Genomic DNA, 13173 nt, shown 5'->3' with positions numbered 1-13173 from the left:
CGGTAAACAATCATTTCCATTATTACGCCATACTTTGTAAAGGATAAAAAATATCGTTTTCTCTTGAGTCTATTCAAATATGATATGGATAAAGGAGAGACTATGGCTACCATCACCCTGCGTCATATTGAGATATTCCGCGCTGTTATCACAACAGGAAACCTGACAGAAGCGGCAACGTTGCTGCATACGTCACAGCCCACTATCAGCCGCGAGCTGGCTCGCTTTGAAAAACTTATCGATTTGCAACTGTTTGTTCGTAGCCGTGGGCGTCTTCATCCCACAGTGCAAGGCCTGCGTTTATTTGAAGAGGTACAACGCTCCTGGTATGGGCTGGATCGTATCCTTAACGCCGCTGACAGTTTGCGTGAATTTCGACAAGGGGAGTTATCTGTAGCCTGTTTACCCGTATTTTCTCAATCCTTTCTGCCACGGTTATTACAACCCTTTTTAGCCCGTTATCCTGACTTGAGTCTGAATATTATTCCCCAGGAATCTCCGTTGCTCGAAGAGTGGCTTTCCGCCCAGCGTCATGATTTAGGCTTGACAGAAAACCAACAGACGCCTGCCGGAACAGAACGCCAAACCTTACTAACCCTGAATGAGGTTTGTGTGTTACCCGCCGGCCATCGATTAACAGCAAAGCCGGTGTTAACCCCCCAGGATTTTGCCGCTGAGAATTATATTAGTTTGTCTCCCACTGACAGCTATCGTCAGTTACTGGATTCGCTGTTTCAGGAATTTAACGTCAAACGGCGCCTGGTCGTTGAAACCCATAGTGCCGCCTCAGTCTGTGCCATGGTCAAGGCAGGGATCGGGATATCAATCGTCAACCCACTGACCGCACTGGATTATGCAGAACAGGGCGTGGTGGTACGGCGATTCAGCGAGACAGTGCCTTTCACTGTCAGCCTGATCCGCCCACTTCACCGCCCTGCATCCGCACTGGTTGATGCATTTAGTGAGCATTTACAACGCAACACTCATCTCTATCGTGATCCACTTTGTTCACTTCTGAACTTATAATCCGGTCACAGAATAAGGCTGTGCCGGGCGACGCTTGAAGGTGATCAGACAAATAATTAAACCGATGACCGCCAGGCCAGCTGCTGCAACGGGTACTGTCGCCAGGCCATAGCCACTACCGATAACGATACCGCCGACCCAGGCCCCCAAAGCATTGCCAACGTTAAAAGCGGCAATGTTCAGAGTGGAAACCAGGTTTGGTGCACCGCTACCATGTGTCAGCACATTAATTTGCAAAGCAGGGACGGTCGCAAAAGTCGCTACCGCCCATAAGAATAAGGTAATTTCAGCCATCCAGGCCGCATGACTGGTCCAGCGGAATAGCAGTGAAAAAAGAGCAATTAAGCTAAAACTCAGTAATAAACTCACCGCAACTCGCCAGTCAGCCAGACGTCCACCTAAGATATTACCAATGGTCAGACCGGCACCAATCAGGAATAGCGTCCAGCTCACGCCTTCAGGTGTAATGCCTGTAATCTCCAACAGCATCGGTGCAATATAACTAAATAGTGCGAACATCGCAGCGGCAAAAAATACTGTCATACTCAGAGACAGCCATAGCTTACCATTAGCCAGGGCTTTGACTTCTGCTTTGATATTCGTGACTTCAGTATTCTTTTGTGACGGCAGGCTAACAAAAAGACAGATAAATGCCACAATGCCGATAACAGCAACCCCCCAGAAAGTCGCACGCCAGCCATACAGCTGCCCAAATGCAGTCCCCATAGGGACACCCAGCACATTCGCCAGGGTCAGCCCGGTAAACATCAGTGCAACGGCTGATGCTTTACGTCCTTCCGGAACCAGACTCGCGGCAACGACGGCACCAATGCCAAAGAAGGCACCATGGCAAAGTGCCGTAACCACCCGAGCCAGCATCAGGAACTGATAGTTCAAGGCAACAGCACATAATCCATTACCGATAATAAAAATAATCATCAATAAAATTAATGAGAGCTTCCGCGGTAAACGGGCGGTCAGTAGTGCCATAATGGGAGCGCCGATGGCAACGCCCAGGGCATAACCACTGATTAACCAGCCTGCTGTGGGAATAGATATATCAAGACTCACAGCCACTTCAGGCAACAACCCCATGATCACAAACTCGGTGGTACCAATGGCAAAGGCGCTGATCGCCAGCGCCAGTAAAGATACAGGCATGAAAAAACTCCGATTAAAAAAGACGCAATAACAACAGCGGAATATCTATTCGCCATGATGACGATGCTACTCATTTCGTACCATAGTGTTCTGCATCTGGCCGATAATCAGTAGCAAAATGTGTGCTGACACTTTTAATTTACAGGCTGATAACAGCCTCGTTCAAGAAATCTGTAACCTGTGCCAGTAAATGGAAAATAAAAACATTCGCTAGTCACCACTAAGCATAAAATCAACCGCAGCCTGCGCGTGAATCCCAGTGGTATCAAAGACAGGTAACACACTGTCATTCTGATTAAGTAATAAGCCAATCTCAGTGCATCCGAAAATGACACCTTCAGCCCCTAACTCCTGAAGTTCACTGATAACTTGTTGGTAGTAGCGTTTTGAAGCTGGGTGATTCATTCCCTTGCAGAGTTCATTGAAAATAACGTGATTAATTTTCATACGCTGCATTTCATCAGGAATAATGGAAGTGATCCCAAAAGACGCTTTCAACCGTCCTCTATAGAAGTCTTGCTCCATTGTATAGCGAGTCCCCAGCAGGGCGACCTGCTGGAATCCTGCCTGCTGGATGGCCAGTCCAGTGGTATCTGCGATATGTAAGACAGGTAACCTGACCTGGTCCTCGATCTGCGAGACAACTTTATGCATGGTATTCGTACATAACATAATGGCATCAGCCCCGGCTTTTTCCAGGCCCAGTGCTGCCTGTGCCAGCAGATCCCCGGCTTTATCCCATTCACCATTGCGTTGAAACATTTCTATCTCATAAAAATCAACACTATGCAGTAAAATTTTCCCTGAATGCAGGCCACCAAGGCGCATGTTAATGCCTTGGTTAATGAGCTGATAATAAGGAATCGTCGATTCCCAACTCATACCGCCTAACAGCCCAATAGTTTTCATCATTATCACCTTTTTATAGCGCGGTTTTAGCTCAGATTGAGAAGCCAAAAAAGCATGTTCTGGCATTCAGCCATCTCTATCCCATTATATTTTATTTGTATTTTTATAAGAAAAATAAAACAATATTTCACTCAACGGTGAAATGACCTTTTTTTATTCTCTTAAAGGTACTGGATCATCCATTGATTAAAAATGCACTCTCGAAATGTCACTTGCAGGAAAAAGAGATAGTCATAGATGATACAAGGTTAGTTCAATACATTACTATATCTATGAGCCGTCGTTTATGTGCCACCTACAGAATCAGAATGGCTCGTTACAGAAGCAAGTTATTTTGTAAAAAATATTTTTTACAAAACAAACATTCATAAAGGTATCGTATCCCTTTCTAATTTTAAAGCTGAATTAATAATTTTATTCCACGCCTCATTCAAAACATATCACAGTCCTCACAAATCCCCGCATTTATCACTCCATTTACAAGGACAACCTGCATTATTAAGTAAATATCTTTACTGAAAGTACATTTTCTTTCCAGGATACAACAAATCGTAAGGAAACTTTTTATTTATATTTAAAAAAGGTAAATATGTTAATTTCAAAAACGATCCTTGCGATACATAACCTACTATTTAGCAGCAGAGAATGCTCATGCCGGTACGGCGATACGATAGTGGATAGTCTGTGCCAGGAACACCCAATTTAATTGAGAAACAGAGTTCGATTTACTATAGAGGATACTATGTTACAAAGCATTACGGAATTGTCGGCTCAAAAGAGCAGTCTGTATGATATTTATCTGCATCATAATAAAAAAACACATGGTAATGAACTCTATGCGTCTGCTCTTTATGAAAAATTGAATAAGGTGAAGAATACACCTTACAATAGGGTACACAGTTCAGCGCATGCATCAAAAGATACAGCGACGAGCAATAAAATAGATTTACTGGCATGTTTACTGGTCTGGAAGACATTGATAACAGGGGTTCAGAAATATACCCCATCGACGGATATCGGCGTCAATAATAATGCCGATGCTTTCAATACATCTAGCCCCGGCCATAAAAAAAATAATCACCACGCAAATACAGAAAAACACAATCAGGACGTTGCCACAAAAATGGCAACAGAGAACCATAAGCAGGCAATAACAAAGCAGCCTGCCTCAAACGTAATGGAAGGTTTAGCAGTCGCTCATTCTGCTCACTGCCCACCGGCAGCATCGAATAACAAATACCCACATGACAGCCAGCGAAATATTTATTATGAAACAGTATCAAAAAATATTTTATTCCCGTTAGGCAGAGAAATATATGAAGCTCTGGATGAATTTTGTCAGTCAGAAATTAAAAGTATTGTTGATAAATCATTCAATGCAGACCTGAATACGCGTCATGAGTTACTGAGTTATATCATAGATAAAATCAGTAACTATAAGTTATCCCAAGATAATCTCAGGGAGATAAATGTTAACAAGAAACATTTATCTCCCAAAGAGCATGCAGAAGAAATTATAATCAGAAGAAAACTGATAGTTCTCTATTTGGCTGCTGAATCGGTCATCAGGAATAATAGTGCAAGTTATTTTCATATGATAGCAACAAGCGATCTTAGAAATTATTCAGATAAGATGCTAATACAAAAAGAGAATAACATCATGCGTTATGCATCCGGAAATGATGTTATGAATGAAGATTAATGCGTCTTTAAGTCATTTATCACAACTGTGTTTATCTGAAATGTTCAGCAACGGGTCAAAACAACTACGCCAGTATGATGCGTAAAGGATACCCGCCCGACATCCCCCTCAGTATTAATCACTGGGGGGGAACCACCGTTTTTAGCGAGGAGCCTGAGTCATTTCACCCATGACGAAAGCAAGATTAGCTGCGGCCACTAACACCGCGGTGCGGGCATCGATCTCCATTTGCTGGGCAAGCAGCAAATTATTAGCCGCTTCATTTACGACGGTGATCGTCCCGACCCCATGCTGATAGGCATCAAAAGCAGCATCATAGGTAATAAGTGCAGTTTTTACCAAATGAACTGCTGCAGTATTAGAGGCGATGGCTGACTCCAGAACGTCACTTGAGACCACGATTTCGCGGGCAGCAACCTCACGGGTTTTCTCAAAAGTGTCATGTGCGGCAGTCGCCCGGGACTGTGCTTCCTGGACCCGCACGGCGCGCATACCGCCATCATAGATAGGCACACTCACGGCCAGTAAAATATTAGAGGCTGAGGTTTGTGGCCCGATAGAAGGCATCCCTTGAATATCAAAGCGGGAATGGGCATCTGCCAGCCCACCTGCCAGTACTATTTTGGGGAAATAATCAGCTTCTGCTGCTGTTATTCCCTCTTTGGCTGCCTGGGCTAAGGCATAGCTTGCCAGGACATCCGGACGACGGGATAACGCCTGCTCGATCACTTTTTGTGTTGGGGCAACAACATGTAACGAGGAGGCTTTATACTCTTGTGCATCTACCCCCAGTTGCGAGGTTGCTGGCAGACCTGTTGAAGCCAGTAATGCCTGCCGGGCATCCCGTTCAGCCCCACGTGCCACGACACGGTTAAGCTCGGCCTGTGCCACCAACTGTGTCGCCTGAGCTACCTCCAGTGAAGTACCAATGCCCTGTTGACGTTTAGCCTCTGCTGCCGCAAGGATACGCTTGCTATTATCGAGCATTTCTTTGGTTATTCTGTACCGAGACTGTGCTGCGCCATATTGATAGTAGGTGCGGGTAACATCATAAATAATTTTCTGATGGATACCGTTAAATCCAATATTGGCCGCAAATGATGCATGCTCCGCCGCATGTAATAATGCGCGGCGCTGCCCAAAGTCAAACACCAGCCACTGTAGTACTAACGCCGGGATCACTGCACTGGTATTGGTTTCCAGATCACTTTTGTCGAGTATATTGGATGACAAAGGTGTGCGTGTGTGCTGATACCCACCAACAACACTCGCTGAAATCATGGGTAAAAATAGCGTTTCGGTTAACCCCACAGCCAACGCAGCTTGACGTGCTTGTTGCCAGGCAATTCGCGTATCCGGGTTTTCCAACTGAGCGATGTTAATCAACTCCGGTAGCGTGTAAGCCCGGCCTTGTTCAATCTTAGGCGCTAGCTGCCCATCCAGTACTTGTAAATTTGTCGGGACAGCAAAAGAGTCCACCACCGTGGTTTTGCCGGCTCCCGAAGGCTGCCAGGGTGTCGAAGGGGATGCTGGTGCACGTTTTATCGAATCGGTCACACAGGCACTGAGCAGAGAAGTAATGGTTGTGACCAGCAGCATCTTTGTGACTATTTTTTTATCCATACGCACCATGGACGTCTTCATTTCAGAAGTCCCTCAAGTCTGATTAAACTACGCCTTAGGGCATCTTGCGCAGCCAAAGGTTCAGGTGGAAGCTTGACCTCAGCCACGTCAGTATTCACACGATCTTCAGCTTTAACTAAGTCAGTACTACACAGGGCTCGTAGCCGCTCATGATCGTCGGCATTCCTTTCCATCGGTAAAAATAGCACCCGACATGCGATATCAATTTCCAGCAATATTTCTGCAAGGCGTTGATACTCTTCTTTCGATGGCCGTAAATACTTCGGCTCAAAAGGGACCAAACGTAATGACTCAATATTCTTCGCGACCGATTGTTCAATACGGGCGGCCTGCAACGTTACCTGCATTCGAGCCTGCGTCGGTAACCCAGCCAATAGCGATAAATTTTTTAAGTTACTGCGGATACCCGAACGAACCGAATCAACAATACCCACAGGCCAAATATGGGTAAAGATAACGTAAATGACAACATTACCCAACAGCACGCCCAGAATACGTCCGGTGGCAGTATCCAGATCATTAGTCGGCGCGAATCCATGCAATACGGTCAGCAGAAATGCCAGCCCTACCTGAATTCCGGCATAAGCAATACGCTCATTCCCCGTTGAAATCCAGGCGGAGAATAACAATGCGATGAAGACCAGAATCATCAGCTGACCAATATCATCCATTCCCGGGACAATAAAAATTAGCGACAACATCCCCATCGTCGCGCCAATCAGACACCCAGTGATCCTTAACACTAATTTATGTACTGTTTCACCGGTAGTGCCCAATACGGCCACATAGCAGGTTATCATGGCGGTATGGATGCTTTGCCATTCCAGCAAGGTATAGGTGAGATAACAAATAAGGCTCGCCAGTGTCGTTTTAAGCGCAAAAAAACGATGTGCTGGGTTAGTTAATGCGTCTGCGGCAAAGAAAGGTATTTTGATCCCGCCTGGCAGTGGCTTGTCATCCGGTGTCGCGAATGCAGCCAACGCACTGGCCACTTCATTATCAGCAATCAGCGGTGACCATACAGGGATCTCGGGTATTCGCCTGTCTTTAAGTTGTTTTGCAGCGACAGAACACCAGTCAGCCATTTCCTTACGCGCGGCTTCGGGCAATGTTTCCGCCAGCTCAGAGATAGCCATCAAAACACGGTAACTATTGATAACCGCCGCTGGTTGCCATTTATTTTCAGCCCCACGCCCGAGATGGAATGTTTTTACAAACATGGCTCGTTGTGCAAGGTCATTTTGATCATCCAATAGTTGCAGGCGAACCTGTCTTATCTGGCTAATATCCGGGTCACGTAACGCCGCTTCAGCGATCAGTAAACGTTCCGTCAGGCTTTCATAGACCAGCATTACGGGGGAACGACCAAACAGATAATTAAAGGCCAGTAGCAATAACATTGGTGACGCGACCATCAGCCAGGCATAAAGTATCGCCCTGGTGGCAATTTCCCCCGTCGGGGCATAACCCACCAGCCCCATAATAAAAGCGATCACCAAAGCAATAATGCTGCCAACTTCCCCTAACTGACTGGCAGATCCAAGCCACAGGAAAACGAATGAACTACCGATTAATATCGTCATCCGTACCGGGCCGTATTCCAGAGTCATCGGCAGAAGTAGCAAAATCACGCCCACAACCACGGTAACCAGTATGATAATAGCCACAGCCATTATCATACTGGTTACTGCATCAGGCTTCATAATAAAGAGGATCAGATAACAGCTAATCGCTGACTCTGGAATGCCATAGAACATGGCAACAAAACTCATCAGTGCCGCTAAAACACCAATGCGCCAGGCCATTGCAAAACGCCCAGGAAAATAGCGTAAATCCGCCTTAACCTGGCGAAACATGGAATGACCTAAATTATCAGCAATCATTGTCATTTCGCACAATAGTCACTGCTGTTGCACCAATTCTCATCAAATCAGGAGGAGGATTGTCTAATATAATTCGGACAGGGAAGCGTTGCTCAACACGTACCCAATTCAGCGATTTGGGTACATAAGGTAAACTACGCGGAATATTAATCTGCTCGTCGGACTGAACCCCCCAGCCAATACCCTGAACTCGACCCGTGATCATTTTATTACGGTTGGCCAGGACATAGACGGTGGCACAGCTACCTATTTTAATATTCTGTAAATCAGTTTCGCGATAATAAGCAGACGCATGCCATTGCTCTGTATCAATCAGAGTAAAGATGACCTGGTCTGGCACGATAAACTCACCGGAAGAGGTTTGGAGCCCCACCACTAATCCATCATGCGGTGCGCGTATTTCAGTATGTGCCAGCATCCTTTCCGCTATAGCCAGTGCTGAACGGCGAGCACTCACTAACGCTTCGGTACTGTCAGTATTACTCACCAGGGCTTCAGCTGCCACCGACTGTTTTAACGCTTGTTGCAGCATAACCTCTGCATTACGCTTGGCGGTTCTCGCGTCATCAACTTGTTGCTTAGTTACATAACCTTTAGTTTCCAATGGTAACAATCGTGCCAAGGTCTGTGTCGCTAACTGCAAGTTCGTGCGCGCAGCAACTATCTGGTCGTTAGTGATCCCCGAGTTAGATTTTTCAGCAATGACATTACGATGCTGCGTATTCATAGCAGCTTCAGCCATCTGCAAATCAGCCCTGGCCTGATCAACCTGAAGGCGATAGATGTAAGGATCGATAGTGAATAACAAGTCGCCTTTCTTGACCCGACTGTTTTCTGCTACGTTGATAGACGCAATACGTCCGGGAACCTCACTGCTAATTTTCACTACATTACTGCCAATCACCGCGTCTTCTGACATCGGACTGCGCGTATTTTCACGAAAAATAAGCCATCCAGTAACAAGAGCAGAGATAACAATAATGACTCCAATAGCAATCGCTATTTTAGATTTCAACCCTGATGAATGAGAATGATCCATTTTTTAGCCCATGAAGAAGAGCAAAGACGAAAGGAATGACACCGTAAGCATCAGACAAAGATAAACCAGAAGCCGCGCAGGTAACACATCATCAATACCGATTTTAATCAAAAAAATCCGCACAATGATCGTAATCACCAGGCCTATCGCTGCGCATACCATCCAGTAAGGAATAAAAGACCCGACCAAGGTAAAAGCAGGTGCGCCCACCTGTACACACCCTGTCAGTACCAACGTACTGACAGAAATGAGGAATAACGAGCGATGACGCAATAAGCTACTGCACAGTTTCAAATAACACTGATGCAGAGATGCCACCGTCTTATGTTCCATTATTTTAACTCCCTGAACAATGTCTATAATATTCAGTCAATAACCAGGCATTATAGGGTATGTTTAAAAATAGCCCCTTCTTTCATAATCAGTTTGAAAGACGCATCTGGTTGGGCGATTAATTCTATATTTTCCAGAGGATTGCCGTCGACAATTATCATATCAGCAAATGCGCCTTCTGTAATCACACCAAGTTTACCGGGATAAGGATTACGTGGGCCTGACATGGCACACAGTTCACCATTGACACTGGTCGCCATTTTAAGTATTTCCAGCGGAGAGTACCAGCGCTTGAGTTTTGCCAGTTGCGCACCCTGCCGGGTCGCCAGATGCTCATTAAATAAAGTGTCAGTCCCCCATGCCGTTTTAATATTATATTTCTTCGCCAGCTGATAGGCATTATCTGTACCATCAGACATTATCCGCTGTTTTGCCTGTGACGCAGGCGTTGCCATTGGGACGGCGTCTTCGTCATTCAAAAAAGGCTGTAAACACCACCACAAGGATTTGTCTGCCATAATTTTTACCGTTTCGTCATCGAGCATTTGTCCATGCTCAATACACTTCACCCCGCCCTTAATGGCCATTTGTACCGCTCGTGGAGTATAGGCATGCACTGTGACATAAGTACCCCAGTTTTCTGCGGCAGTAACAGCCGCTGCTATCTCGGCTACGGAACCTTCGGTGACATCAATACCGTCATACATGGAGGCTACCCCACCACCTGCCATATATTTAACCTGGGAAGCCCCTTTCATGAGTTGCTCACGTGCTTTTAACAACACATTATCAGCCCCATCTGCCAGTGCAGATATTCCCACCTGTTCGGTATAACTTAGTGGCGTACCCGCAGAACGTGGTATTTCATGCAAAAAACGGAAGTCACCATGCCCCCCCGTTTGAGAAATAAAAGCACCAGATGGATAGATACGTGGCCCGACGGTAATTTGCTCATCAATAGCACGTTTGAGGCCAAATACAGGCCCTCCCATATCTCTTACCGTAGTAAAACCGCGCAACAGCGTTGACTGCGCTTCTGCAATCGCCAGGGCCTGGATATAATTAAAATCAGCAGTCATTGCTGTCATCATGGAAGGTCGGGCCATGATTGCATGCCAGTGAGCATCAATCAGGCCTGGCATAAGTACCCCGCCCTGCCCATCAATTACTTCAGCATCATCTGGCAGTGGCGTATGGGCAGGCAGTAATGCGCTAATCGTGTTGCCCTGAACAACAACCTGCAATCCCTCTTTCAGCTGATCCGAAACACCATCAAAAATACGCACGTTAATAAGTATTTTGACATCACGCGTGTTAGCTGTGTTTTGCCCCTTCGCCGAGATGGCATCAGGCACAGCTGTTCTGACCGTAGCGGCACTAATCGGCGGAGCTTTGGCAGCTTCTTGTGTCAGAACAGTGTTGATGCGTATAAATGCCTTGCTGTGACAAAGACAGGGCTCATCATGCTCATGACGATGATGATAAGTGGTGGCAGTATTTGACATCAGGCGAAACTCCTTATGGCATTGCTCTTCAAAATAGGGATCACATTGTGTGATGGTTCTGGCAGTATGATCGATTATTCTCGATATCGTGCAGGTAATACCATCCAGGCATCTCAGCGTTACAGAAAAATTTCATGTAAGAGAACGTGTGATTATAAAAAATGACAAGCCAGTTCCCTATTTCATCGCTGTGAAAGGAATCATATTATCCTTCACGGCAAGGTTAAATAGCAATTTAAAATTATTTCATTGATAATTTCTCATAAACTGACCAGAACTGACAATCGCTGAAGCCCTGGAGAAAATATAATATATCAATCAATTTTTTCCAGGGCTCTTTTTCACATAAATTAGTTAACGATACAGACGAACAACGGTGAGTGAAGATTGTTAATAACATAGCTATTTTTCATTTTGGTCACACGCATATATTGCCCACCTTCTTGAGTGGTACTAAAAAACAAGCTATTCATCAACTTATCATCAACCGTTTCAGGGCTTCGCCGTGAAATATTCATCTGGGTCAGGTGATAAACTGAATCACTTTCTTTTTGATAATTAAAATGATACGTTCTGGCCACATCATAAATTTCACCAAGGTAATCAACCTTACCGATAATATCAAAAAAAGCGCTACCATCTCGTTTTACCTGCAAAAAAATATTTAAGCGCGCAACGAAACCAGGATCATTATGCTGCATGCGAAATGATGTTGAACAATGATAATCAACTTTATCATTCGCATCTCTATTATGAGACATATATATTACAAATAATGAAATTACCGCAATCAATCCGGATAACAGTAACATCAATTCATTTCTAGTCATTCGTTTCATAATCGGTCCCGTAGTAATTGTAGCATGATGACAAGGACCCTGCCTTCCTGTCTCTAATAGAACAGTCGGCAAGAAACACTCGACCTGGCTGATGATAAATAACATCGTCTGAGAAACGAACATAATAAAGACTTTCTGCTTCACAAGTAATAGAAAGCCTTTTTAATATATCCCGGGTTATTTCCATATTTCGCGGTTTAAGATTTTCCGCAATAGGTTTTAAAGCAACAACAGGGCACGCATCGATCATACCAATAGGATAAGTTTCCTGGGCAGTCGTATAGATATCCTCACCGCCATCATTAGTATCAGTGTAGAAAGTATAAATTAGTGCCCCCAGAAAGAAGACAACCATCGCAATTAATAAAATTACTCTGTAGTTATTAAAGTAATAACTTTTTCCCTTCGGTATACTTTCTGGAGCAGGCAAATCATCCAGCCCCCCCTTGCTAACCAATAACGAAACCATGACAGTCTCAGGAATGGAAAAACCCACTCTCGGGATGGTCACAATCACTTCCTCACTTACCCCCAATGTTCTGAACATTTGACGTAGCTCGGAGATATATTTATTCATACTGTGTGTTGATGCACGTAAACCATGAGTTTCCCAAACCTGGCTGAGAATCTCATCTTTCGTCACGTTATTTCCGTGATGCTCAATTAAAAACTGAAGTAAGCGAGACATCGTCACCGTCAGAGTAACAGACGCAAACGGTTCACTAAGCCGTTCAAGCGTAAAATCATCAGTATTGAACTCAATTATCTTATGGATAGTGTAATGCACTCAATGATCCTCGCGTGAAACTGCCTGGTCAGTAGCCAGGCTACATTTAGTATACTTAATATCAGCAAAAAACAAAAAATTAAAAACCCACAACATACAAAATAACAACCTCAAAAACCTTTGTATATGACTGTAATTTAGTGTTTAATTCTGTTTTATCGTTATAAATCAATACAAATAGCCAATCAGATCTTAAGGAAATAAACTTACTCCAGTTTCCAAAAAGAGCTATAACCAATCAATTAAACATTTTATGCCGGCTATACCGGAAGTAAATGTGGAGATAACACAGATGATATAAGCAGCAAAAAAAATAAATGAGGGGATCTTATTCATAGCAAAAAC

The 13173-nt window shown here is 44.6% G+C and carries 11 protein-coding genes; 2 read left to right on the top strand and 9 right to left on the bottom strand.

Annotation, left to right across the window (positions count from 1 at the left end; translation table 11 throughout):
* The first annotated feature begins 102 nt into the window (after positions 1–102).
* Positions 103–1026 carry a LysR family transcriptional regulator gene (locus tag JK154_RS13780; protein ID WP_211993131.1) on the top strand — a complete coding sequence of 308 codons (924 nt, stop codon included), beginning with the start codon at positions 103–105 and terminating at the stop codon, positions 1024–1026.
* Here the strand turns inward: JK154_RS13780 and JK154_RS13775 are convergent.
* Both JK154_RS13775 and JK154_RS13770 read right to left on the bottom strand, forming a co-directional pair.
* Entirely contained in the window at positions 1021–2187 is a 1167-nt protein-coding gene (locus tag JK154_RS13775; protein ID WP_211993130.1) for an MFS transporter, read from the bottom strand. The two genes, JK154_RS13780 and JK154_RS13775, sit on opposite strands and share 6 nt — an antisense overlap.
* Before the next feature lie 210 nt (positions 2188–2397).
* On the bottom strand, positions 2398–3096 hold the full coding sequence (locus JK154_RS13770) for an amino acid racemase (protein ID WP_211993230.1): 699 nt from the start codon (positions 3094–3096) through the stop codon (positions 2398–2400).
* 742 nt (positions 3097–3838) lie between these two features.
* On the opposite strand from JK154_RS13770, the gene JK154_RS13765 reads away from it, so the two are divergent.
* Positions 3839–4798 carry a hypothetical protein gene (locus JK154_RS13765; RefSeq protein ID WP_211993129.1) on the top strand — a complete coding sequence of 320 codons (960 nt, stop codon included), beginning with the start codon at positions 3839–3841 and terminating at the stop codon, positions 4796–4798.
* A gap of 141 nt (positions 4799–4939) precedes the next feature.
* Here JK154_RS13765 and JK154_RS13760 read toward each other — a convergent pair whose 3' ends face one another.
* From JK154_RS13760 to JK154_RS13730, 7 genes are all read right to left on the bottom strand, one after another.
* Positions 4940–6442 carry a TolC family protein gene (locus tag JK154_RS13760; RefSeq protein ID WP_211993128.1) on the bottom strand — a complete coding sequence of 501 codons (1503 nt, stop codon included), beginning with the start codon at positions 6440–6442 and terminating at the stop codon, positions 4940–4942.
* Positions 6439–8325, bottom strand: coding sequence for an FUSC family protein (locus JK154_RS13755; RefSeq protein ID WP_211993127.1), 1887 nt, complete (start codon positions 8323–8325; stop codon positions 6439–6441). The genes JK154_RS13760 and JK154_RS13755 overlap by 4 nt, the downstream gene beginning before the upstream one ends.
* Positions 8315–9364, bottom strand: a complete 1050-nt coding sequence (gene mdtN, locus JK154_RS13750; protein ID WP_211993126.1) for a multidrug transporter subunit MdtN — start codon at positions 9362–9364, stop codon at positions 8315–8317. The genes JK154_RS13755 and mdtN overlap by 11 nt, the downstream gene beginning before the upstream one ends.
* Before the next feature lie 3 nt (positions 9365–9367).
* Positions 9368–9697, bottom strand: a complete 330-nt coding sequence (locus JK154_RS13745; protein WP_211993125.1) for a YtcA family lipoprotein — start codon at positions 9695–9697, stop codon at positions 9368–9370.
* Positions 9698–9747: 50 nt separating this feature from the next.
* The gene (locus tag JK154_RS13740) at positions 9748–11202 is read right to left on the bottom strand and encodes an amidohydrolase family protein (RefSeq protein ID WP_211993124.1); all 1455 of its coding nucleotides are present in this window, start codon (positions 11200–11202) and stop codon (positions 9748–9750) included.
* A gap of 350 nt (positions 11203–11552) precedes the next feature.
* Complete coding sequence (locus JK154_RS13735) at positions 11553–12041, bottom strand: hypothetical protein (protein WP_211993123.1); 489 nt, start codon at positions 12039–12041, stop codon at positions 11553–11555.
* Positions 12025–12828 (bottom strand): winged helix-turn-helix domain-containing protein, encoded by an 804-nt coding sequence (locus JK154_RS13730; protein WP_211993122.1) that lies wholly within the window; start codon positions 12826–12828, stop codon positions 12025–12027. The genes JK154_RS13735 and JK154_RS13730 overlap by 17 nt, the downstream gene beginning before the upstream one ends.
* Positions 12829–13173: the final 345 nt, after the last annotated feature.

The sequence above is a fragment of the Citrobacter sp. JGM124 genome, assembly GCF_018257795.1.
GTDB lineage: Bacteria > Pseudomonadota > Gammaproteobacteria > Enterobacterales > Enterobacteriaceae > JGM124.
The sequence above is the reverse complement of the archived record's forward strand: the minus strand, read 5'-3'. Positions and strand labels throughout refer to the sequence as shown.